Raw genomic sequence first — 22013 nt, forward strand, 5'->3', positions numbered from 1 at the left:
GAGCACATCCTGCTCGCCCGCCAGGTCGGCGTGCCGGCGCTGGTGGTGTTCCTCAACAAGGTCGACCTCGTCGACGACGAGGAGCTCCTCGAGCTCGTCGAGATGGAGGTGCGCGAGCTCCTCTCCAAGTACGACTTCCCCGGCGACGACATCCCGATCACCAAGGGTTCGGCCAAGGTCGCCCTCGACAACGGCGACAAGGCCGTCGGCCACGACGCCGTGCTGAAGCTGATGGAGTCGGTGGACGCCTACATCCCGCAGCCGGAGCGTCCGATCGACAAGCCGTTCCTGATGCCGATCGAGGACGTGTTCTCGATCTCGGGCCGCGGCACCGTGGTGACGGGCCGCGTCGAGCGCGGCATCGTCAAGGTCGGCGAGACCGTGGAGATCGTCGGCATCCGCGACACCCAGACCACCACGGTCACGGGCGTCGAGATGTTCCGCAAGCTGCTCGACCAGGGCCAGGCCGGCGACAATGTCGGCGTGCTCCTGCGCGGCACCAAGCGCGAGGACGTCGAGCGCGGCCAGGTCGTGTGCAAGCCCGGCTCGGTCAAGCCCCACACCAAGTTCAAGGCCGAGGCCTACATCCTCACCAAGGAGGAGGGCGGCCGCCACACCCCGTTCTTCACCAACTACCGGCCCCAGTTCTACTTCCGCACCACCGACGTGACCGGTGTCTGCGAACTGCCCGAGGGCACCGAGATGGTGATGCCCGGTGACAGCGTCACCATGGACGTCACCCTCATCGTCCCCGTCGCCATGGAAGAGAAGCTCCGCTTCGCCATCCGTGAAGGCGGCCGCACCGTCGGCGCAGGCGTCGTCGCCGCCATCAACGATTAAGTTCGGTACGCNCGTCGCCATGGAAGAGAAGCTCCGCTTCGCCATCCGTGAAGGCGGCCGCACCGTCGGCGCAGGCGTCGTCGCCGCCATCAACGATTAAGTTCGGTACGCTCAGTCTGCTGGGATCGACAGAGGGGCGGGTCCTCGCGCCCGCCCCTTCTTAAGTCCCGCCAAGGTTTCAGGTCATGAACGGTCAGAATATCCGCATTCGCCTCAAGGCGTTCGATCATCGCATCCTCGATGCCTCGACCCGCGAGATCGTGTCGACGGCCAAGCGCACCGGCGCGACCATTCGTGGTCCGATCCCGCTTCCGACGCATATCGAGAAGTTCACCGTCAACCGCTCGCCGCACATCGACAAGAAGTCGCGCGAGCAGTTCGAGATGCGCACCCACAAGCGCGTCCTCGATATCGTCGATCCGACGCCGCAGACCGTGGACGCGCTGATGAAGCTCGACCTCGCCGCCGGCGTGGACGTGGAGATCAAGCTCTAAGTCCCGCGGGGATTTAGAGCTTACCGTAGAATCGCGCGAGGGAGACACCTATGCGCTCAGGCGTCATTGCACAGAAGGTCGGCATGACCCGCATCTTTACGGATGCTGGCGAACATGTCCCCGTGACAGTGCTTAAAATCGATCAATGCCAAGTGGTCGCCCACCGTACCGTCGAGAAGAACGGCTACGTCGCCCTTCAGGTCGGCGTCGGCAAGGCCAAAGTGAAGAACGTGTCGGCAGCCGAGCGCGGCCGTTTCGCGGTCGCCAAGGTCGAGCCCAAGCAGAAGCTCGCCGAGTTCCGCGTGTCCGAGGACGCGCTGATCCCGGTCGGTGCCGAAATCACCGCCGATCACTTCATCCCCGGCCAGTTCGTCGACGTGACGGGCACGACCACGGGTAAGGGCTTCGCCGGTGGTATGAAGCGCTGGAACTTCGGCGGTCTTCGCGCCACCCACGGCGTGTCCATCTCGCACCGTTCGATCGGTTCGACCGGTGGCCGCCAGGACCCGGGCAAGACCTTCAAGAACAAGAAGATGCCCGGTCACATGGGCGTCGATCGGGTCACGACCCAGAACCTGCGCGTCGTGCGCACGGATCCCGAGCGTGGCCTCATCCTCGTCGAAGGCGCCGTTCCCGGTGTCGCCGGCGGCTGGATCCAGATCCGCGACGCGGTGAAGCGCAAGCTCCCCGCCGACGTGCCGCAGCCGGGCAAGTTCCGTGAGAACGGTTCTTCCACTGCTCCCGCCACCGAAGCTCCGGCTCCCGAGGCTCCCGCTTCCGAGGAGAACGCGTGATGAAGCTCGATATCACCACTCTCGACGGCGATGGCGCCGGGTCCATCGACCTGGACGAGACCATCTTCGGTCTCGAGCCCCGCGCCGACCTTCTCCAGCGCATGGTGCGCTGGCAGCTCGCCAAGCGTCAGGCCGGCACCCATGCGGTCAAGAACCGCTCGGACGTCAACCGCACGCGCAAGAAGCTGTACAAGCAGAAGGGCACCGGTAACGCTCGTCACGGCGCCGCCTCCGCTCCGCAGTTCCGCGGTGGTGGACGTGCCTTCGGTCCAGTCGTGCGCAGCCATGCCCACGACCTCCCGAAGAAAGTCCGCGCCCTGGCTCTCCGTCACGCCCTGTCCGCCAAGGTGAAGGCCGAGACCCTCATCATCGTGGACGACGTGACGCTCGCCGACGGCAAGACCAGGAACCTGGTCGAGCGCTTCGAGAAGATGGGTCTGTCCAGCGCGCTGATCATCAGCGGCGCCGAGGTCGACGTGAACTTCGGTCGCGCCGCCCGCAACATCCCGCAGATCGACGTCCTGCCGGTCCAGGGCATCAACGTCTACGACATCCTGCGTCGCGACAAGCTCGTGCTGACGCGCGCAGCGATCGATGCGCTGGAGGCGCGATTCAAATGAGTGCCGATCCGCGCCACTACGACATCATCGTCTCCCCGGTCATCACCGAGAAGGCGACGAACCTCACCGAGCAGAACAAGGTCGTTTTCCGGGTTTCCCCGAAGGCTACCAAGCCGCAGATCAAAGAAGCGGTCGAGAAGCTGTTCGACGTCAAGGTCACGGGCGTGAACACGCTCGTCACCAAGGGCAAGAAGAAGATTTTCCGCGGACTTCGCGGACAGCGTTCGGACGTGAAGAAAGCGATCGTGACCCTTGCCGAGGGTGAAACGATCGACGTCACGACCGGGCTCTGACACGAAAAGCGTTAGGATCAAGCCGATGGCCTTGAAGACATTCAAACCGGTCACGCCGAGCCTTCGCCAGCTCGTGCTCGTCGACCGCCGTGAGCTCTACAAGGGCAAGCCGGTCAAGAAACTCACCGAGGGCAAGTCGTCGTCCGGCGGCCGCAACAACCTCGGTCGCATCACCGTCCGCTTCCGCGGCGGTGGACACAAGCGCACCCTGCGCAACGTCGATTTCAAGCGTCGTGAGCAGCTCGGCGTGGCCGCCACCGTGGAGCGGATCGAGTACGATCCCAACCGCACGGCGTTCATCGCGCTGATCACGTTCCCCGATGGCGTGCAGAGCTACATCCTGGCTCCCCAGCGTCTGTCGCCGGGCGACAAGGTGATCGCCGCCGAGCAGGTCGACATCAAGCCGGGCAATGCCGGCCCGGTGGGCAACATGCCGGTGGGCACGATCGTCCACAACGTCGAGCTGAAGATCGGCAAGGGCGGCGCGATCGCCCGTTCCGCCGGAAACTACGCTCAGATCGTCGGACGCGATCAGGGATACGTCACCCTGCGTCTGAACTCGGGCGAGCAGCGCCTGGTCCACGGCAATTGCTTCGCCAGTGTCGGTGCGGTGTCGAACCCGGACCACATGAACATCTCGCTCGGCAAGGCCGGCCGCAATCGCTGGCTCGGCAAGCGCCCGCACGTTCGCGGCGTTGCCATGAACCCGGTCGATCACCCGCACGGCGGCGGTGAGGGTCGTACCTCGGGCGGCCGTAACCCGGTCACGCCCTGGGGCGTGCCCACCAAGGGGAAGAAGACCCGCTCCAACAAGCGGACCGATGTCTTCATCCTCGCCAGCCGTCACAACCGCAAGAAGTAACCCTCATGGCACGCTCGCTCTGGAAGGGGCCGTTCATCGACGGCTACCTCCTCAAGAAGGCTGAGACCGCTCGCGGATCCAGCCGCAACGAAGTCATCAAGATCTGGAGCCGTCGCTCCACGATCCTGCCGCAGTTCGTCGGGCTCACCTTCGGTGTGCACAACGGACAGAAGCATATCCCGGTCTACGTGTCCGAGGAGATGGTCGGTCACAAGTTCGGCGAGTTCTCGCCGACCCGTACCTTCCACGGCCACGCAGCCGACAAGAAGGCGAAGAGGCGCTGAGATGGGCAAGCAAGCCACCCCCCGCGCGCTCCCCGAGAACGAAGCGAAGGCCGTCGCGCGCATGCTGCGCGTGAGCCCTCAGAAGCTCAATCTCGTTGCGCAACTCATCCGCGGTAAGAAGGTCGAGTCGGCCCTGGCCGACCTGGAGTTCTCCCGCAAGCGGATCGCCCGCGAGGTCAAGAAGTGCCTCGAGAGCGCCATCGCCAATGCCGAGAACAACCATGACCTCGATGTCGACGATCTCGTCGTCTCCGAGGCCTTCGTCGGCAAGGCACTCGTGCTCAAGCGTTTCCACGCTCGTGCCCGTGGCCGCGGCGCCCGCATCCTGAAGCCCTTCGCGAACCTCACCATCGTGGTGCGCGAAGTCCCGACCGCCGAAGCGGCGTGAGGAGGACCTGATGGGCCAGAAAGTCAATCCGATCGGTCTGCGGCTCGGTATCAACCGGACCTGGGACTCCCGCTGGTTCGCCCAGAAGGGTGAATACGCGAAGCTCATGCACGAGGACGTTGCCATCCGCGCCGCCCTCATGAAGCAGCTCAAGCAGGCTGCCGTCTCCAAGATCGTCATCGAGCGTCCGCACCGGAAGTGCCGCGTCACCATCCATTCGGGTCGTCCCGGCGTGGTGATCGGCAAGAAGGGCGCGGATATCGAGAAGCTGCGCAAGCTCGTCGGCACCCTGACCAAGGCCGACGTGACGATCAACATCGTCGAAGTGCGCAAGCCCGAGATCGATGCCACCCTGGTGGCCGATTCGATCGCCCAGCAGCTTGAGCGCCGTGTCGCCTTCCGTCGCGCCATGAAGCGTGCCGTGCAGTCGGCCATGCGTCTCGGTGCCGAAGGCATCCGGATCAACTGCTCGGGTCGTCTCGGCGGCGCTGAGATCGCTCGGCAGGAATGGTACCGCGAAGGTCGCGTCCCGCTGCATACCCTGCGCGCGGATGTCGATTACGGCGTGGCGACCGCCTTCACGACCTACGGGACGTGCGGAATCAAGGTGTGGGTGTTCAAGGGCGAAATCCTTGAGCACGACCCGATGGCGCAGGACAAGCGCGCTCAGGAAGAAGGCGGCCGTTCGGGCGGACGTCGCGAGCGCGATGGCGAGGGTGGCCGCGAACGCGGCCGGCGCGAACACGCTTAAAGCGTGATCGCGTACGCCCATTAGCCATAGAAGGTGTTGAGAGGCTGCCATGTTGCAACCCAAGAAGACCAGGTTTCGTAAGCAGTTCAAGGGTCGCATCCATGGTGCGGCCAAGGGCGGCTTCGACCTCAATTTCGGGACCTTCGGCCTCAAGGCCGTGGAGCCCGAGCGTGTCACCGCACGTCAGATCGAAGCGGCCCGCCGCGCGATCACCCGTGAGATGAAGCGCCAGGGCCGTGTCTGGATCCGGATCTTCCCGGACGTTCCGGTCACGGCGAAGCCCACCGAAGTCCGCATGGGCTCCGGTAAGGGTGCACCCGAGTTCTGGGCTGCCCGCGTGCATCCCGGACGTATCATGTTCGAAGTCGACGGCGTCGCCGAGGATATCGCCAAGGAGGCCCTGCGCCTCGGTGCGGCGAAGCTCCCGATCCGCACGCGCGTCGTTCAGCGCATCGCTGACTAAGGGGAGGGGATCATGAAGTCGTCACAGAGACAGTCGGATCTGGCCGCCCTGTCGCCCGATCAGCTGAACGATGAGCTGCTGAACCTGAAGAAGGAGCAGTTTAACCTGCGCTTTCAGGGCGCCACCGGCCAGCTCGAGAACGTCGCCCGCGTCCGTGAGGTCCGCCGCGATATCGCCCGCGTTCGCACTCTCCAGCGTCAGAAGACGCTGAAGTCCGCGCAGGCTTGAGGAGTACACCATGCCGAAGCGCGTATTGCAGGGCGTCGTCGTCAGCGACAAGGGCGAGAAGACCATCGTCGTGAAGGTGGAGCGTCGCTTCACCCATCCGGTGATGAAGAAGACCGTCCGTCGTTCGAAGAACTACCACGCCCACGACGAGACCAACATCGCCAAGGTCGGCCAGACCGTGTCGATCGAGGAATGCCGTCCGTTCTCGAAAACCAAGACTTGGAAGCTCATCGAAGGTGGCGCAGCCGCCGTGGAATCACCTTCCGCCGAAGCGTGAGACCGATGCAGCTTTGTTAAAGCGGGCGCAGCTTCTGCGCCCGCTTTTTTGCGTCTTGAGCCGACTCGGGAAGAACGAGCGACTCACCGAGGCGCATGGCTTCTAGTCGGTCGCCCCATCCGACTGGTCGAGTGTCATCGAATCAGACGACTTCGACCGCGAAAACTTGCTCAGACCCGCCAAGCATTCAGTTCAGCTCTTCCACGCTCGTCACCAACGGTGCAAATCAGGATTGCTCCCGGCGTCGGAGACGACCGCTCAGGCCTTTCGATGAAGCCCCGTCCTGGATTGCCGTCTGCAGCGCAGCTGCGCGTCTTTGCTCTTGCGCCGCGCTTCCCTCTCTAGTAATAGGCCGGGCTTCGCGACATGCAAAAGGGTGTTCGCACCCTTGGACCGCGGCGACCGCGCCGGCGTTGAGAAATGCCGAATGCGCGGTCCTTCTATATGAGCCGGGGACATCAGATCCCCATCAGACGTCGTCCGCCGGACAATACCGTCCGTGTGCGGAAACCCGTCTGAAACAAGGAAAGGTCACTCTCGTGATCCAGATGCAGACGAATCTGGACGTCGCCGACAATTCTGGTGCGCGTCGCGTGATGTGCATCAAGGTTCTCGGCGGGTCGAAGCGCAAGTATGCCGGAGTCGGCGATATCATCGTCGTCTCGGTGAAGGAGGCCATTCCCCGCGGCCGCGTGAAGAAGGGCGACGTCATGAAAGCCGTCGTCGTTCGCACCGCCAAGGAAGTGAAGCGCGCCGACGGATCCGTGATCCGGTTCGACAAGAACGCCGCTGTCCTGATCAACAATCAGAAAGAGCCGATCGGCACCCGTATCTTCGGACCCGTTCCGCGCGAGTTGCGCGCCCGGAACCACATGAAGATCATCTCGCTCGCTCCGGAGGTGCTGTGATGGCTGCCAAGGTCAAGAAGGGCGACAAGGTCGTCATTCTCACTGGACGCGACAAGGGTCGCTCCGGCGAGGTCATCCAGGTGATGCCGAAGGAAGACCGTGCGCTCGTGCGCGGGGTCAATCTGGTCAAGAAGCACCAGAAGCAGACGCAGAACCAGGAAGGCGGCATCATCTCCAAGGAAGCCGCGATTCATCTGTCCAACATCGCGATCGCCGACCCCAAGGACGGTCAGCCGACGCGCGTTGGTTTCCGCATTCTCGACGACGGCCGCAAGGTCCGGTTCGCCAAGCGCTCGGGGGATCTGATCGATGGCTGAGAAGAACAACGACGCGTACACCCCTCGTCTGCGCAAGCATTACGATGAGGTCGTTCGCCAGAAGCTGATCGAAGAGTTCGGCTACAAGAACCCCATGCAGGTCCCGGTCATCGAGAAGATCGTGATCAACATGGGCGTCGGCGAGTCCACCGCCGATTCCAAGAAGGCCTCCGTCGCCGCCGGCGACCTTGCGCTGATCGCCGGCCAGAAGCCGGTCATCACCAAGGCCCGCAAGGCCATCGCGACCTTCAAGGTCCGCGAAGGGATGCCGATCGGCTGCAAGGTCACCCTGCGCAAGCACCGGATGTACGAGTTCATGGATCGCCTGATCACCATCGCGCTCCCGCGCGTTCGTGACTTCCGCGGCCTGAACCCCCGTTCGTTCGACGGCAACGGCAACTACGCGTTGGGCCTCAAGGAACACCTCGTGTTCCCGGAGATCTCCTACGACAAGGCCGATGCCACCTGGGGCATGGACATCGTGATCCAGACATCGGCTCGCACCGATGCCGAGGCGCGTGCGCTCCTCTCGCAATTCCGATTCCCGTTCCGGCAGTAAGTGCTGAAAAGCGCTTAGACGCGGACACTGGAGAGAGACATGGCAAAGAAAAGCTCAGTCGAGAAGAACAACCACCGCAAGGAACTCGTGAAGCGGTTCGCCGCCAAGCGTAAGGCCCTCCTTGCCACGGCCAACAACGAAGGCCTCGAGATGGAGGAGCGCTTCGAGGCGCGCCTCAAGCTCGCGGAACTGCCCCGCAACTCGTCGGCGACCCGGGTCCGCAACCGTTGCGGCATCACGGGACGTCCCCGCGCTTTCTACCGCAAGATGGGCATCTCGCGCGTGGCGCTTCGGGAACTTGGCAATCGGGGTCTCATCCCCGGTCTGGTCAAGTCGAGCTGGTAAGGAGCAGACACCATGGTCAACGATCCCGTGGGTGATATGCTCACCCGCATCCGCAACGGCCAGATGCGCCGCCGCAACGTCGTTCAGACGCCCGGCTCGCGTCTCCGTGCGAGCGTTCTCGACGTCCTCAAGGCCGAGGGCTACATCCGCGATTACGCCACGACCGATTTCGGCAACGGCCGCACCGAGTTCTCGATCGAGCTCAAGTACTATGACGGCCAGCCCGTCATCCGCTCGATCCAGCGCGTCTCGAAGCCCGGCCGCCGTGTCTATTCGGCCGTGACCGAACTTCCCCGCGTCGCCGATGGCCTCGGCGTCACCATCGTGTCCACCCCGCAGGGCGTCATGGCCGACCACGAGGCGCGTGAGCGCAACGTCGGCGGCGAAGTGCTCTGCAAGGTGTTCTGATCTCGGACTTGGAGGAAAGGCAATGTCTCGCGTAGGCAAGAAGCCCGTTCCCGTCCCGTCCGGTGTGACGGCCACGGTGACCGGTCAGACGGTAACGATGAAGGGCTCCAAGGGTGAGCTCAAATACGTCGTCCCCAATGTGGTGGACGTGAAGTTCGAGGACGGCGCCGTCTCGGTGCTGCCCAAGAACCAGACCAAGGAGGCCCGCTCGCTGTGGGGCACCTCCCGGGCTCAGGTGGCGAACCTCGTCGAGGGCGTCTCCAAGGGGTTCGAGAAGAAGCTCGAGATCACCGGCGTCGGCTATCGTGCCGCCATGGCCGGCAAGGCCCTCAAGCTCTCCCTCGGCTACAGCCACGACATCGAGTACGAGATCCCGGTCGGGATCACGATCGCGGTGCCCAAGCCCACCGAGATCGTCATCTCCGGCATCGACCGGCAGGTGGTGGGACAGGTGGCAGCCGAGATTCGCGATTATCGCGGTCCCGAGCCCTACAAGGGCAAGGGCGTGCGGTACGCGGGTGAGTTCATCTTCCGCAAGGAAGGCAAGAAGAAGTAAGGGCCGGCCATCATGTCACGCAAAATCGATGCACTCGACCGCCGCAAGGCGCGTGTGCGCCGCGCGCTGCGGGCGGCGGCGAATGGACGGCCCCGGCTCTCGGTGTTCCGTTCCTCCAAGCAGATCTACGTCCAGGTCATCGACGACGCCGAGGGCAAGACCCTCGCCGCCGCCTCGACCCTCGACAAGGATCTCCGCTCGGGCCTGAAGACCGGTGCCGATACGGCAGCGGCCGCGGCCGTCGGCAAGCTCGTCGCCGAGCGCGCCAAGGCCGCCGGAGTCACCAAGGTGATCTTCGACCGTTCGGGCTACATCTATCATGGGCGCGTCAAGGCGCTCGCCGACGCCGCCCGTGAGGGTGGCCTCGAGTTCTAAGACAAGGCGGAGAGGGGCGGCGCACGCCGTCCCTTGGACAAGCTATCAAGCGAGCGGGCGCCGCCGCCCGCGTCAGTGAGACAGGATTCAAACATGGCACGTGAACGGGAAGGCGGTGGCCGCGGCCGCCGCGATGAGCGCGAGGAGCGCGACAGCGAATTCGTGGACAAGCTCGTCCACATCAACCGCGTCGCCAAGGTGGTGAAGGGTGGCCGTCGCTTCGGTTTCGCCGCCCTCGTCGTCGTCGGCGATCAGAAGGGTCGTGTCGGATTCGGCCACGGCAAGGCACGCGAAGTGCCGGAAGCGATCCGCAAGGCCACGGAAGCCGCCAAGCGCGGTCTCGTCCGTGTCGCCCTGCGCGAGGGCCGTACCCTCCACCACGACGTCTACGGACGTCACGGCGCCGGCAAAGTGATCCTGCGCGCGGCCCCTCAGGGTACCGGCATCATCGCCGGCGGCCCGATGCGCGCCGTCTTCGAGACGCTGGGCATGCAGGACGTCGTGGCCAAGTCGCTCGGCTCGTCAAACCCCTACAACCTCGTCCGCGCCACTTTCGAGGCGCTGAAGAACGAGGACAGCCCGCGCGCCGTCGCGGCCCGTCGGGGTCTCAAGGTGTCGACGCTTCAAGCTCGCCGTCGCGATGCCGATCCGTCTGACCTGTCCGAAGCCGCAGTCGCTTAAGGGGAGGGTGCAATGGCAACGAAGACTCTCCGCGTCGAGCAGATCGGCTCGCCGATCCGCCGCGAGGGCGACCAGCGTGCGACGCTGATCGGCCTTAAGCTCAACAAGCTGCACCGGGTGGCCACGCTGGAGGATACTCCCTCCGTGCGCGGAATGATCCGCAAGGTGCACCACCTCGTGCGCGTCCTCGACGACGCGGCCTGAGGGAGGGCATCATGAAACTGAACGAAATCCACGATAACGACGGCGCGACCAAGAACCGGATGCGCGTCGGCCGGGGCATCGGCTCCGGCAAGGGCAAGACCGCGGGTCGCGGCGTCAAGGGTCAGAAGGCCCGTACCGGCGTCTCGATCAAGGGCTTCGAGGGCGGCCAGATGCCGCTTCACCGTCGCCTGCCCAAGCGCGGCTTCAACAACCTGTATTCCACGGACCTGAACGAGGTGAATCTCGGTCGCGTCCAACAGGCTGTCGATGCCGGCCGTCTCGACGCATCGGCGGTCGTCACGGTGGAGTCCCTCGTCACGGCCGGAATCATCGCTCGTCCCCGTGACGGCGTGAAACTGCTCGGCGTCGGCGAGCTGACCGCGAAGCTCTCCTTCGAGGTCACCCGCGCGTCGAAGTCGGCGGTCGAAGCTGTCGAGAAGATCGGCGGCACGGTCAACGTCGCTTACGGTGCCGGCATCTCCACCCGCGGCAAGCCTGCCGCGGAATAAGTCTTCCGACGCCGCTGTTGCGTAGCGTCGGGGCAGACTTTAAGTCGAAGCTCTGAGCGGCGGCCCGTGCGACCTGCGCGTGGCCGCCGTTTCAGTTTGTTCGGGGGTGCTTCAACCCCCAATCTGGATCTATCTCAGGAACGGGTGCCATGGCCTCAGCCGCCGAGCAGCTTGCCGCGAACCTCAATTTCGGGGCCATCGCCAAGGCCGACGAGCTCAAGAAGCGCATCTGGTTCACGCTGGGTGCGCTCGTGGTGTTCCGCCTCGGCACCTACATCCCGATTCCCGGCATCGACCCCGAGCAGTTCGCGCGGAACTTCCAGCAGCAAGCCGGCGGCGTCCTCGGGCTGTTCAACATGTTCTCCGGCGGTGCCGTCGAGCGCATGGCGATCTTCGCCCTCAACATCATGCCGTACATCTCGGCCTCCATCATCATTCAGCTACTCACCTCGGTGATCCCGAGCCTCGAGACGCTGAAGAAGGAGGGGGAATCCGGCCGCAAGGTCATCAACCAGTATACCCGCTATCTCACGGTGGTACTGGCGCTGGTGCAGAGTTGGGGCATCGCCTTCGGTCTCCAGAGTTCGAGCGCCGCGATCGATCCGGGTCCGTTCTTCATCCTGTCCACCGTGATCACGCTCACGGGCGGAACCCTGTTCCTAATGTGGATCGGCGAGCAGATCACCTCGCGCGGCATCGGCAACGGTTCCTCCCTCATCATCTTCGCCGGTATCGTCGCCCATCTGCCCACCGCCATCGTGGGTGCGCTCGAACTGAGCCGGACCGGTGCGTTGTCCGCCGCCGTGATCCTCGGCGTCGGCCTCGCGGCCATCGTCCTGGTCTACTTCATCGTGTTCATGGAGCGGGCCCAGCGCCGGCTTCTCATCAACTACCCCAAGCGCCAAGTCGGCAACCGCATGTACGAAGGCCAGACCTCGTTCCTGCCGCTGAAGCTGAACACCGCCGGCGTGATCCCGCCGATCTTCGCCTCGTCGCTGCTCCTGCTGCCCGCCACCGTGGCGAGCTTCTCGGCCAATAACGGCGGCACCGGGGTGCTGGCCACGATCACGACCTATCTCGGCCACGGCCGGCCGCTCTACATGGTTCTCTACGCGGCGCTGATCATCTTCTTCGCGTTCTTCTACACGGCGGTCGTCTTCAATCCGCAGGAGACGGCGGACAACCTGAAGAAGCAGGGCGGCTTCATCCCCGGCATCCGTCCGGGCGAGCGGACCGCCGCCTTCATCGACAAGGTGCTGACGCGGATCACGCTGATCGGCGCCCTGTATTTGACTTTTGTCTGCCTTGTGCCGGAGATCCTGGCCTCCTACGCATCGGCGAGCCTCGGATTCGGCGGCACCTCGCTTCTCATCGTCGTCTCGGTGACGATGGATACGGTGGCCCAGGTCCATGGACATCTGATGGCCCACCAGTATGAGGGCCTCGTGAAGAAGGCGAAGCTGCGTGGTGCCACACGGCGCCGCTGAGGCGCCCGAGACGACGCCGAACGACCAGGACGATGCCGGCAGGCATCGTCTTCTCCGTGCCCTGAACGCCTGAACCACAACGCCCGAAGCGGCCACCGGACGAGGACAACGACGCTATGCGGATCATTCTGCTCGGACCACCTGGAGCCGGTAAGGGTACCCAGTCGGCCCGGATCGTCGAGCGTTTCGGCATTCCGCAGCTTTCCACGGGTGACATGCTGCGCGCGGCCGTGGCCGCCGGTACCCCCGTCGGCCTCGAAGCGAAGTCGATCATGGAGAGCGGTGGCCTGGTTCCGGATTCCGTCGTGGTTGGAATCGTCGCCGACCGGATCGAGGAGGCGGATGCCCGCCCCGGCTTCATCCTCGACGGGTTCCCCCGCACGGTCGAGCAGGCCGCGGCCCTGGACAGGATGCTGGCCGAGAAGAACCTGTCGCTGGACACGGTCGTCGAATTCGCGGTGAACGAGGAGATCCTCGTCGGGCGCATCGCCAAGCGCGCCGCCGAGACCGCCGCACGCGGCGAGCCCGTCCGCAAGGACGACACGCCCGAAGTGTTCAAGACGCGCCTCGCGGCCTTCCGCGCGCAGACGGCGCCGCTATCCGCCTATTATGCGAGCCTCGGCATGCTTCGGACCGTCGACGGTATGAAGCCGGTGGACGAGGTGACGAACGAGGTGATGGCTCTCCTCGAACCTCTGGCCAGCACCACCGCATCCTGAAATCGTCGACTCGGTGGTCGTTGACAATGTCGTCGGGTCGCGCTAGCAGGCCCTTATTCGTCCATGCGTGATGGGTCTGGAGTGCCTTCCTTCAAGAGGCGCTGCGGGCCGATTTGTCGTTATGGGCGGCGCGCAGGGGCCGGCCTCCACCGGACGCGCGTGACACAGCAGGGCCGGACCGTTGCGTCCGAGCGCCCAATGGAGTGAGACCTTGGCCCGTATCGCAGGCGTCAACATCCCGACCAACAAGCGCGTCGTCATCGCGCTCCAGTACATCCACGGCATCGGCGCGAAGAAGGCCGAAGAGATCACCGGCAAGGTCGGCATCCCCGCCGAGCGCCGTGTGAACCAGCTGACCGACGCCGAGGTGCTGTCGATCCGCGAGACGATCGACCGCGACTACATCGTCGAGGGCGATCTGCGCCGTGAAGTGTCGATGAACATCAAGCGTCTGATGGACCTCGGCTGCTACCGTGGCCTGCGTCACCGCCGCAATCTGCCCGTGCGTGGTCAGCGTACGCATACCAATGCGCGCACCCGCAAGGGCAAGTCGAAGCCGATCGCCGGCAAGAAGAAGTAATTTTGTAAGATTGGGAGGCAGCTTTTCGCTCTGCCTCCCTGCTGTCGCGCTGGGTGGCCCGCTATCGGCATCCCGTATGGCGGCTCGGTCATCCAGAACCGCGCCGCCGACACCGCAAGAATCCCGAGCGCCTGGAATGACGGGCGCGCCTGAAGGACGAGACGAGAGACAATGGCCAAGGAAGCAACCCGTATTCGCCGCCGCGAACGCAAGAACATCGTGTCGGGCGTCGCCCATGTGAACGCGTCGTTCAACAACACGATGATCACCATCACCGACGCGCAGGGCAACACGATCTCCTGGTCGTCCGCTGGCGCCATGGGCTTCAAGGGCTCGCGTAAGTCGACCCCTTACGCCGCTCAGGTCGCCGCCGAGGACGCGGCCCGCAAGGCCTCCGAGCACGGCATGCGCACCCTCGAGGTCGAAGTGTCCGGTCCCGGTTCGGGCCGTGAGTCGGCCCTCCGTGCGCTGCAGGCCGCCGGCTTCACCGTGACCTCCATCCGCGACGTGACGTCGATCCCGCATAACGGCTGCCGTCCGCGCAAGCGTCGGCGCGTCTAATACCGGTTCGTTGCTCGGCCCTTTGGTGTAAAAGCGGAGAAACGTGTGCCCGATGCCGTGAAGGCGCTCCCCGGCGTTCTACGCTGGAGCCTTGGCGATCTGACCGTCACCGTTCTGAATGACGGTTACCTTCAAGGCTCCCTCGATCTCGTCACCGGGATCGGGTCGGACGAGGCCGGTTCGCTTCAGGCGGCCGGTTTTCGCGCGCAAGCCCCTCGGATCACGCTCAACGCCTACCTGATCGAGACGCCCGGCCGGAAGCCGATCCTCATCGATTCGGGCATGGGCCATTTCGGCGGCGAGACGCTCGGTCGCGTTCCGGCCGCGCTTGCCGCGACGGGGGTCAGCCCGGACGACATCGAGACGGTGCTGCTCACGCATCTCCATCCCGATCATGCCGGTGGCTTGATCCACCAGGACGGTTCGGCGGCCTATCCCAACGCGGAACTCGTCCTGCATCGGGCCGAGAGCGCTCATTGGCTGGCGGACGATGCGATCTCACGGGCTCCCGAGGGAGCCCGGCCGTATTTCGAGAACGCGCAGAAGGCGGTGGCCCCCTATGGCGGTCGCGTGCGGACGATGACCGACGGGGAAGTCCTTCCGGGCATCACGGCGGTTCCCTTGCCGGGGCATACGCCGGGTCACACCGGCTTTCGCATCGTGTCGGGCGCGGCGACCCTCCTGATGTGGGCGGATATCGTCCATCTGCCGGCGATCCAGTTCAAGCGTCCGGAGGCCACGATGGTCTTCGACGTCGATCCGGATCAGGCGAGAGCGGTGCGCAAGCGGATGCTGGACGAGGTCTCGAGCGAGAGAACCTTCGTCACCGGCGGCCATCTGGAATTCCCGGCGCTCGGTTACGTGGCGCGGGAGGGCGGGGCATACAGCTTCGTCCCGGAACTCTGGGTCGCGGCCCACTAACCGCCCGCTGCGTCGCGGGTACATGATTTTCGAGACCGAGCCGTGCAAGGCGATGCGCGGGAAGGGCTCAAGGACCGACCACTGCAGTGGCTCGTGTCGGAAGTGCGAGAGGTAGGACCGTGGTCATACAGAAGAACTGGCAAGAGCTCATCAAGCCGAACAAGCTCCAGGTTTCGGCCGGGCATGACCCCAAGCGGGTCGCCACCGTCGTCGCCGAGCCTCTCGAGCGCGGCTTCGGCACCACCCTCGGCAACTCCCTGCGCCGGGTTCTCCTGTCGTCGCTCCAGGGCGCGGCCGTGACCTCGGTCCAGATCGACGGCGTGCTGCACGAATTCTCGTCGATCCCCGGCGTGCGTGAGGATGTCACCGACATCGTCCTCAACATCAAGACCATCGCGATCCGGTCGCAGACCGAAGCGCCCAAGCGCCTCACCCTGCGCAAGACCGGTCCAGGCACCGTCACCGCCGGCGACATCGCCGCCGTCGGCGATATCCAGATCCTCAATCCCGAACTCGTCATCTGCACCCTCGACGATGGTGCCGAGATCCGGATGGAATTCACCGTCGCGACCGGCAAGGGCTACGTCCCGGCCGAGCGCAACCGTCCCGAGGACGCGCCGATTGGCCTGATCCCGGTGGACGCCCTGTTCTCGCCGGTCACCAAGGTGTCCTACCGCATCGAGACCACCCGCGAGGGCCAGGATCTCGACAAGGACAAGCTGACGATGACCATCGAGACCAACGGCGCCGTGTCGCCGGAGGACGCGCTGGCCTATGCCGCGCGCATCCTCCAGGACCAGCTCCAGGTGTTCGTGAACTTCGAGGAACCCCGCAAGGAAGAGGCGCAGCCGCTCGCGCCGCAGCTCCCCTTCAATCCGGCCCTGCTCAAGAAGGTCGACGAGCTCGAACTGTCGGTCCGTTCGGCGAACTGCCTGAAGAACGACAACATCGTCTATATCGGCGACCTCATCCAGAAGTCCGAGGGCGAGATGCTGCGCACCCCGAACTTCGGCCGCAAGTCGCTCAACGAGATCAAGGAAGTCCTGGCCGCGATGGGTCTCCACCTCGGCATGGACATCCCCGGCTGGCCGCCGGAGAACATCGAAGACCTCGCCAAGCGCTTCGAAGAGCACTACTGAGGCGGAGTCGGAGCCGCCTCGGGCTTAACCTTACGGGCGCATCCCGGCGCCGTTTGTTTGGTCGACCTGTCGCGGGTTCGCGCAAGCGCGAACTCCCAATGAATCCCGCCGCGGGGTCATGCGGAATGAACAGCCCCGATCATGGGGCGCTCGGCCGTACCGTGGCACGGCGGCCAGATAAGCAAGGAACAGCCAGATGCGTCATGGATTTCGCGGTCGCCGCTTCAACCGCACCACCGAACACCGCAAGGCGATGTTCGCCAACATGTCCGCCGCGCTGATCAAGCACGAGCAGATCATCACCACGCTCCCGAAGGCCAAGGATCTGCGTCCGGTCATCGAGAAGCTGATCACGCTGGGCAAGATCGACAGCCTGCATACGCGCCGCCTCGCCATGTCGCAGATCCGCGACGAGGCCATGGTTCGCAAGCTCTTCGCCGTCCTCGGCCCGCGCTACAACGCCCGTCCGGGCGGCTACTGCCGCATCATGAAGGCCGGCTTCCGCTACGGCGACAACGCTCCGCTCGCCGTGATCGAGTTCGTTGACCGCGACGTGGATGCCCGTGGCCTGGATTCGGGTCCGTCGCAGGTCTCCGACGCGGCGTAAGCCTCAACTTCCCTCTCTGACGGCGAAAAGGCGGCCCTACGGCCGCCTTTTTTCTTGTCCGCGTCACCCCGGACCACCGGCTCGGTCCCCCGCACGAAACGTCCCGAGCGGAGGCAAGGGGGCTCACTCTGCGGCGACGAGCATCCCCGACACCAGAGCGGCGAGATCGGCCGATTCGAAGGGCTTGCGCAGAACCGGCAGGTCCTCGGGGATCGGGATCGCCTCGGCATGGCCGGTCACGATGAGGATCGGGACGGTCGACCAGCGCCGCCGCACGATCTCCGCGAGTTCGACGCCCGTCATTCCCGGCATGGCGAGGTCCGCCACGATGAGGTCGAAGGAGGAGCGCTCCAACAGGGCCACCGCCGCCGCCCCGTCCGCCGCTTCGGTCTCGGTGTAGCCAAAAGTGTTGAGGAAGGAGGCGGTGACGTGCCGGACTTCGGCATCGTCGTCCACCACGAGGATACGCGCCGGGCTCACGGCGCGTGTCGCCGCCACTGCGGCGAGCGGTGGTCTCTCCTCGGCGAGGTCCGCGCGAGGGAGAAACAACTCGACCGTCGTGCCCTTCTCGACTTCGCTCGTGATGCGCAGTTTGCCCTGCGACTGCTGGGTGAGGCCGAACACCATGGCGAGGCCGAGGCCGGTGCCCTGGCCCACCGACTTGGTGGTGAAGAACGGTTCGCAGACCCGTGCCAGGATCTCGGGCGGGATGCCCATGCCCGAATCCGTGATGGTCACGGTGACGTAGTCGCCAGCCGTCAGGTCGGGATCGTCGGTCACTGTCACCGCGCCGGTGGCGATCGCGATCGATCCGCCGTCCGGCATGGCGTCACGCGCGTTGATGCAGAGGTTGAGGATAGCGAGTTCGAGCTGGTCGGGATCGACCCGCGCCGCCGGATGGGCGGCATCGAGGTTGGTGGTGACGCTGACGAGCCCGCCGAGGCTCCCGCCGAGCAGCACGTCCATCCCGGCGACGAGGGCATTCACGTCGACCGATCGGGGCCGCAGGTCGCGCGCCCGGCTGAAGCTGAGGAGGCGCTTCGTCAACGAGGCACCACGTTGGGCGGCCTGCGTCGCGTTGGTGACCAGGCGTTGGACCCGCGGCTGATCGACGATCTTGGGGCCGACCAGTTCGAGGCTGCCCAGGATCGCGGTGAGAAGGTTGTTGAAGTCGTGGGCGATTCCGCCGGCGAGGGTCCCGAGTGCCTGCATCTTGTCCGACTGGCGCAGGCGCGCCTCCAGGTTCTTCTGCTCGGTGACGTCCCGCTCGATGGTGGCGAGGTGGGTGATAGCGCCGGCGGTCCCGCGGATCGGCACGCGGGTGACGTGGCTCCAGCGCTCGGCGCCGACAGGTCCCTCGGCGGACACCGTCTCGGAGATGCTTCCGCTCGCGATGGCGGCGCGGTCGGCTTCGCGCGCGGTGCTCTCACCGTTCGGCCTGCCTTCGATCTCCTCCCTGGTGCGTCCGAGGCACTCGGCGACGGTGTGGCCGAGTCGACCGGCCTTGCGCGCGTTGAGGCGGACGAAGCGCCCGTCCTTGTCCTTGAACGCGATGGCGTCTTCCGCATTGTCGAGGAGCCCGAGCAGCAGGGCGCGCTCGGTGGCGAGTTCGCGGGCGAGGCTGTGGCGCTCGAAGGCCTGACGGACGGTGGAGCGCAGCAGGACGGGGTCCCACGGCTTGGTGACGTAACCGGTGATGCCACCCCGGTTGAGCGCGGCGACGACGGCGCTCATATCGGCATAGCCGGTGAGCAGGATCGTCTGCGCGTCGTGGAACGCCCGGGCCTCGGCCAGCATGACGTCGCCGGTCATGCCGGGCATCCGCTGATCGGAGAGGATGACGGCGATGTCCGGGCTCGCCCTGAGGATATCGAGGGCCTCGGACGGCTTCGTCGTGGTGATGACCGTGTAATCGTCCTCGAACAGGTCTTCGAGGGCGATCAGGATGTCCGGCTCGTCATCGACGGCGAGGATCGTGCCTTTGACCATGTCTACGCTGCCTGCCGCGGAATGCCGATCACGAAACAGGCTCCCCCCCCTTCGGCGGTCTCCACGCTGAGCGAGCCGCTATGCGCCTGTACCACGCTGTATGCAATCGCCAGCCCAAGACCCGTTCCCGCGCCCACGGGCTTCGTGGTGAAGAAGGGCTCGAAGATCTTTTCCCGCAGGGTCTCGGGAATGCCGGGCCCGGTATCGCTGATACGGATCACGTCCGTCTCGGGCAATTCCTGGGTGACGATGGAGATGGTGCCGGATTCCGGCATGGCATCGGCGGCATTGCCGAGGATGTTCATGACGACCTGATTGAGAAGGGCGGGGGTGCAGTGGATCTCGGGCCGGCCCGAGAAGTCGCGTTCGACGGTAATCCGCGTCCCGAGCTTGTGCTGGATCAGGGCGAGCACCGTCTCGATCGATTCGGGAACGTTGACGAGGGTGCGCTCGCCTTCGTCGAGGCGCGAGAACTTGCGCAGGTTCAGGACGAGATCCTGGATGCGCGTGAGGCCCATCCGCATGGAGCCGACGCGGTCGCGGCACTTGGCGAGCGACCGGTGCGAGGCGAGCTCCGCCTCGGATTCTGCGATCTCGCCGAGCAGGCGCTCGACCGTGCCCTGATGCGCCAGGATGAAGGCGAGGGGATTGTTGATCTCATGGGCGATGCCGGCGACGAGTTCGCCGAGGGACGCCATCTTGGCGGCCTGGACCAGCTTGGCCTGGGCATCCGTGAGCTTGCGGTTGGCGGTGGCGAGATCCTGATTGGCCTGTTCGAGGGCACCCGCCAGGGCGGCACGCGCCTCGGCCGCCTCGGCCTCGGCCCTTGCGCGTTCGAGAGCGCGCTCGCGGGCGCCGAACTCGCTGGCGATGCGGCGGTCGTCTTCTTCCAGAAGCTTGCGCCGGACGAGGCCCCTGACGCGGATGACGAGGACTTCGCCGTCGGCCTTCGAGACCACGTCGTCGGCCCCGGCCGCATAGGCTTCCACCAGGAAATCCTTGGCCGGGGCGCTGCCGGCGATGCCGACGAGGTGGAAGGTCGGCGCGCCGGCCTCCCGTGCCTCAATCCCCGCCGCCCGGCGCCGGTCGATGGCCCTGCACAAAGCGAGGCCGTCATAGGCGGGGCCGAGGAGGTCGATGGTCACGCAATCGAAGGCGGCATCGGCCTCTTCGAGGGCGGCGAGGGCGGCGTCGTGGGTGGCGGCGGTACGGACCTCGTGGCCCTCATGGGCGAGAAGGCCGGCAAGGAAGGTCCGATAGGTGGCGCTGCCGTCGACCACGAGGACGCGGCCGCGCCGGAACGCCGAGACGCCCGGACCGTCGCCGGACGCACCGCCCCCCTGGCGCTCGCGCAGAAGGGCGCGGATGCGCAGGATCAGGATGTCCCGGTCGGCGGATTTCGCCACATAGGCGTCGGCGCCGCTCTCCAGTCCCTGGCGTTCGCCGTCGCGGGCGCCGGTGAGCATCAGCAGGGGCAAAGCGCGGGTACGCAGGGAGAGGCGAAGCTGGCGAGTGAACTCGTCGCCGTTCATTCCCGGCAGGTGATGATCGGCCACGACGAGATCGGGCAGGCGGGTGTTGAGATGGTCGAGGGCCATCTCCGCCGTGGGGCAGCGCTCCACCGAGAAACCGTGGCTCTCCAGGAGCAGGCGCAGTTCCAGCGCCTGCGTCTCGGAATCCTCGACGAGCAGGATCCGAGGCCGGGGGACGGTACCGTCGGGAGTGCCGATCCCGCTCATGCGAAGGGGTCCTTCGCCGCGAAACCGGGCAAAGCGAGGCGGACAAGATGGGGGGCGACCTGGTCGAGGGGGAGGATCGCGGAGGCGCCCGAGAGGCGGATCGCCGCCGCCGGCATGCCGAACACGACGGCGGTGCTCTCGTGCTCGGCCACGGTCTGGGCACCGGCCTGGCGCATGGCGAGGAGGCCCGTGGCGCCATCCTCGCCCATGCCGGTGAGAAGCACGCCGATGCCGCGTGCGCCGGCATGGCGGGCCACCGACGAGAACAGGACGGTGGCGGCCGGGCGCTGGCCCCCGACAGGCGCCGCATCCAGGAGGCGAAGGTGTCCGCCGGGCGCCCATTCGAGGTGCCGGTCGCCTGGCGCCACGTAGACATGTCCGGCCTCGGCCCGCTCGCCATCGGCGGCGAGCCTGACTGGGAGGGAGACGACGCCGTTCAGCCAGGAGGCGAAGCCCTCCATGAAGGCCGGCCCCATATGCTGGACCACGAGGACGGGAAGCGGGAACCCGTCGGGCAGCCCGCCGATGACGCGGGCGAGGGCAGGCGGGCCGCCAGTGGAGGCGGCGATCGCCAGGACGCTGGCGGCGTTCGAGGCGGCCGGGGGCGCGGCGAGGTCGGACGGCGACAGGGGCGCGCCGCGGCGCCCGGCCCATTCCGAACCGATCGGCCGACGCCGGATCACCGGCACCTCGGCCATGATGCGCAGCTGCGTGCAGATTTCTGAAGAGACGGCATCGTAGCCGGCATGCGTCGTCGCCACCGGCTTTTCCACCACGGAGAGCGCGCCGGCGCGTAGCGCGTTCATGGAGATGCGCAGGGAGGAATCCTCCACCGAATCCGCGATGACGACGATGGGTGTCGGCTGCTCGGCCATGATCCGGCGCGTGGTCTCCAGGCCATCGATGCCGGGGAGACGAATATCCATTGAGATGACGTCGGGACGGGTATTGGGGAGCACCGCGAGGGCCTCCTCGCCGGACGCGACGGCGGCCACCACTTCGAGGCGCGGGTCGCGGCCGACGATGTGGCGCAGGAGCTCGCGGACCACGAGGGAATCCTCCACCAGCATCACGCGCACGGGGGGGCCCCGCCTCGCCGCCGGAGGGGTCTCGAT

General features: G+C 65.8%; 32 protein-coding genes and 1 pseudogene. 30 read left to right on the forward strand and 3 right to left on the reverse strand.

From position 1 onward, the window contains the following. The 30 genes and pseudogenes from ASF26_RS06470 to rplQ all read left to right on the forward strand — a co-directional run. Positions 1–840, forward strand: an 840-nt coding sequence (locus ASF26_RS06470; protein WP_056251130.1) for an elongation factor Tu, incomplete at its 5' end; no start/stop codon positions are given. Positions 841–852: 12 nt separating this feature from the next. Beyond that, positions 853–940: pseudogene (locus ASF26_RS23235) on the forward strand (elongation factor Tu); the annotation flags it as partial. Positions 941–1025: 85 nt separating this feature from the next. Next, positions 1026–1334: a 30S ribosomal protein S10 gene (gene rpsJ, locus ASF26_RS06475; protein ID WP_018044230.1), complete on the forward strand. Its 309-nt coding sequence runs from the start codon at positions 1026–1028 to the stop codon at positions 1332–1334. Between the two features lie 50 nt (positions 1335–1384). Continuing rightward, positions 1385–2128 (forward strand): 50S ribosomal protein L3, encoded by a 744-nt coding sequence (gene rplC / locus ASF26_RS06480; RefSeq protein WP_056251132.1) that lies wholly within the window; start codon positions 1385–1387, stop codon positions 2126–2128. Next, complete coding sequence (gene rplD / locus ASF26_RS06485; RefSeq protein ID WP_027172970.1) at positions 2128–2748, forward strand: 50S ribosomal protein L4; 621 nt, start codon at positions 2128–2130, stop codon at positions 2746–2748. Before rplC ends, rplD begins: the two co-directional genes overlap by 1 nt. Beyond that, the gene (locus ASF26_RS06490) at positions 2745–3041 is read left to right on the forward strand and encodes a 50S ribosomal protein L23 (protein WP_018044227.1); all 297 of its coding nucleotides are present in this window, start codon (positions 2745–2747) and stop codon (positions 3039–3041) included. Before rplD ends, ASF26_RS06490 begins: the two co-directional genes overlap by 4 nt. A gap of 25 nt (positions 3042–3066) precedes the next feature. Continuing rightward, positions 3067–3903: a 50S ribosomal protein L2 gene (gene rplB, locus ASF26_RS06495; protein WP_018044226.1), complete on the forward strand. Its 837-nt coding sequence runs from the start codon at positions 3067–3069 to the stop codon at positions 3901–3903. A gap of 5 nt (positions 3904–3908) precedes the next feature. Further along, positions 3909–4187, forward strand: a complete 279-nt coding sequence (gene rpsS, locus ASF26_RS06500) for a 30S ribosomal protein S19 (RefSeq protein WP_018044225.1) — start codon at positions 3909–3911, stop codon at positions 4185–4187. Position 4188: 1 nt separating this feature from the next. After that, a complete protein-coding gene (gene rplV / locus ASF26_RS06505; protein WP_018044224.1) occupies positions 4189–4575 on the forward strand; it encodes a 50S ribosomal protein L22 in 387 nt (128 codons plus the stop codon). Between the two features lie 10 nt (positions 4576–4585). Next, positions 4586–5326: a 30S ribosomal protein S3 gene (rpsC, locus tag ASF26_RS06510; protein ID WP_018044223.1), complete on the forward strand. Its 741-nt coding sequence runs from the start codon at positions 4586–4588 to the stop codon at positions 5324–5326. Positions 5327–5375: 49 nt separating this feature from the next. Next, the gene (rplP, locus tag ASF26_RS06515; RefSeq protein ID WP_056251136.1) at positions 5376–5789 is read left to right on the forward strand and encodes a 50S ribosomal protein L16; all 414 of its coding nucleotides are present in this window, start codon (positions 5376–5378) and stop codon (positions 5787–5789) included. Positions 5790–5801: 12 nt separating this feature from the next. Then, positions 5802–6017, forward strand: coding sequence for a 50S ribosomal protein L29 (rpmC, locus tag ASF26_RS06520; protein ID WP_018044221.1), 216 nt, complete (start codon positions 5802–5804; stop codon positions 6015–6017). 10 nt (positions 6018–6027) lie between these two features. Then, positions 6028–6294 (forward strand): 30S ribosomal protein S17, encoded by a 267-nt coding sequence (gene rpsQ / locus ASF26_RS06525; RefSeq protein ID WP_056251138.1) that lies wholly within the window; start codon positions 6028–6030, stop codon positions 6292–6294. Positions 6295–6833: 539 nt separating this feature from the next. Continuing rightward, on the forward strand, positions 6834–7202 hold the full coding sequence (gene rplN, locus ASF26_RS06530) for a 50S ribosomal protein L14 (RefSeq protein ID WP_018044219.1): 369 nt from the start codon (positions 6834–6836) through the stop codon (positions 7200–7202). Next, positions 7202–7519, forward strand: coding sequence for a 50S ribosomal protein L24 (gene rplX, locus ASF26_RS06535; protein ID WP_018044218.1), 318 nt, complete (start codon positions 7202–7204; stop codon positions 7517–7519). Before rplN ends, rplX begins: the two co-directional genes overlap by 1 nt. After that, the gene (gene rplE, locus ASF26_RS06540) at positions 7512–8078 is read left to right on the forward strand and encodes a 50S ribosomal protein L5 (protein WP_027172974.1); all 567 of its coding nucleotides are present in this window, start codon (positions 7512–7514) and stop codon (positions 8076–8078) included. Before rplX ends, rplE begins: the two co-directional genes overlap by 8 nt. Before the next feature lie 39 nt (positions 8079–8117). Beyond that, the gene (gene rpsN, locus ASF26_RS06545) at positions 8118–8423 is read left to right on the forward strand and encodes a 30S ribosomal protein S14 (RefSeq protein WP_018044216.1); all 306 of its coding nucleotides are present in this window, start codon (positions 8118–8120) and stop codon (positions 8421–8423) included. Between the two features lie 12 nt (positions 8424–8435). Further along, positions 8436–8831 carry a 30S ribosomal protein S8 gene (gene rpsH / locus ASF26_RS06550; protein WP_018044215.1) on the forward strand — a complete coding sequence of 132 codons (396 nt, stop codon included), beginning with the start codon at positions 8436–8438 and terminating at the stop codon, positions 8829–8831. A gap of 22 nt (positions 8832–8853) precedes the next feature. Next, positions 8854–9387: a 50S ribosomal protein L6 gene (gene rplF / locus ASF26_RS06555; RefSeq protein WP_018044214.1), complete on the forward strand. Its 534-nt coding sequence runs from the start codon at positions 8854–8856 to the stop codon at positions 9385–9387. Between the two features lie 12 nt (positions 9388–9399). Then, complete coding sequence (rplR, locus tag ASF26_RS06560; RefSeq protein ID WP_018044213.1) at positions 9400–9762, forward strand: 50S ribosomal protein L18; 363 nt, start codon at positions 9400–9402, stop codon at positions 9760–9762. Positions 9763–9855: 93 nt separating this feature from the next. Beyond that, the gene (rpsE, locus tag ASF26_RS06565; protein ID WP_018044212.1) at positions 9856–10443 is read left to right on the forward strand and encodes a 30S ribosomal protein S5; all 588 of its coding nucleotides are present in this window, start codon (positions 9856–9858) and stop codon (positions 10441–10443) included. Between the two features lie 12 nt (positions 10444–10455). After that, the gene (gene rpmD / locus ASF26_RS06570) at positions 10456–10647 is read left to right on the forward strand and encodes a 50S ribosomal protein L30 (protein WP_018044211.1); all 192 of its coding nucleotides are present in this window, start codon (positions 10456–10458) and stop codon (positions 10645–10647) included. 11 nt (positions 10648–10658) lie between these two features. After that, entirely contained in the window at positions 10659–11156 is a 498-nt protein-coding gene (rplO, locus tag ASF26_RS06575) for a 50S ribosomal protein L15 (protein WP_018044210.1), read from the forward strand. 149 nt (positions 11157–11305) lie between these two features. Further along, positions 11306–12643, forward strand: a complete 1338-nt coding sequence (gene secY / locus ASF26_RS06580) for a preprotein translocase subunit SecY (protein WP_056251141.1) — start codon at positions 11306–11308, stop codon at positions 12641–12643. Positions 12644–12759: 116 nt separating this feature from the next. Next, positions 12760–13362 (forward strand): adenylate kinase, encoded by a 603-nt coding sequence (locus tag ASF26_RS06585; RefSeq protein WP_056251144.1) that lies wholly within the window; start codon positions 12760–12762, stop codon positions 13360–13362. A 211-nt stretch (positions 13363–13573) separates the two neighbouring features. Next, positions 13574–13942, forward strand: a complete 369-nt coding sequence (rpsM, locus tag ASF26_RS06590; RefSeq protein ID WP_018044207.1) for a 30S ribosomal protein S13 — start codon at positions 13574–13576, stop codon at positions 13940–13942. 171 nt (positions 13943–14113) lie between these two features. Beyond that, the gene (gene rpsK / locus ASF26_RS06595) at positions 14114–14503 is read left to right on the forward strand and encodes a 30S ribosomal protein S11 (protein WP_018044206.1); all 390 of its coding nucleotides are present in this window, start codon (positions 14114–14116) and stop codon (positions 14501–14503) included. 45 nt (positions 14504–14548) lie between these two features. After that, positions 14549–15424 carry an MBL fold metallo-hydrolase gene (locus ASF26_RS06600; protein WP_056251148.1) on the forward strand — a complete coding sequence of 292 codons (876 nt, stop codon included), beginning with the start codon at positions 14549–14551 and terminating at the stop codon, positions 15422–15424. Between the two features lie 119 nt (positions 15425–15543). Next, entirely contained in the window at positions 15544–16563 is a 1020-nt protein-coding gene (locus ASF26_RS06605; protein WP_056251151.1) for a DNA-directed RNA polymerase subunit alpha, read from the forward strand. 196 nt (positions 16564–16759) lie between these two features. Beyond that, complete coding sequence (gene rplQ / locus ASF26_RS06610) at positions 16760–17170, forward strand: 50S ribosomal protein L17 (RefSeq protein ID WP_018044203.1); 411 nt, start codon at positions 16760–16762, stop codon at positions 17168–17170. Positions 17171–17293: 123 nt separating this feature from the next. Here rplQ and ASF26_RS06615 read toward each other — a convergent pair whose 3' ends face one another. Genes ASF26_RS06615 through cheB form a run of 3 tightly spaced genes read right to left on the reverse strand, consistent with a single transcriptional unit; the run spans position 17294 to position 21968 of the window. Then, the gene (locus ASF26_RS06615) at positions 17294–19159 is read right to left on the reverse strand and encodes a response regulator (RefSeq protein WP_056251154.1); all 1866 of its coding nucleotides are present in this window, start codon (positions 19157–19159) and stop codon (positions 17294–17296) included. A gap of 2 nt (positions 19160–19161) precedes the next feature. Beyond that, positions 19162–20898 (reverse strand): response regulator, encoded by a 1737-nt coding sequence (locus ASF26_RS06620; RefSeq protein WP_056251157.1) that lies wholly within the window; start codon positions 20896–20898, stop codon positions 19162–19164. Beyond that, entirely contained in the window at positions 20895–21968 is a 1074-nt protein-coding gene (gene cheB / locus ASF26_RS06625) for a chemotaxis-specific protein-glutamate methyltransferase CheB (protein WP_056251394.1), read from the reverse strand. The genes ASF26_RS06620 and cheB overlap by 4 nt, the downstream gene beginning before the upstream one ends. Between the last annotated feature and the right edge of the window lie 45 nt (positions 21969–22013).

The sequence above is a fragment of the Methylobacterium sp. Leaf93 genome (assembly GCF_001422345.1).
In the GTDB taxonomy this organism is placed as follows: domain Bacteria; phylum Pseudomonadota; class Alphaproteobacteria; order Rhizobiales; family Beijerinckiaceae; genus Methylobacterium; species Methylobacterium bullatum.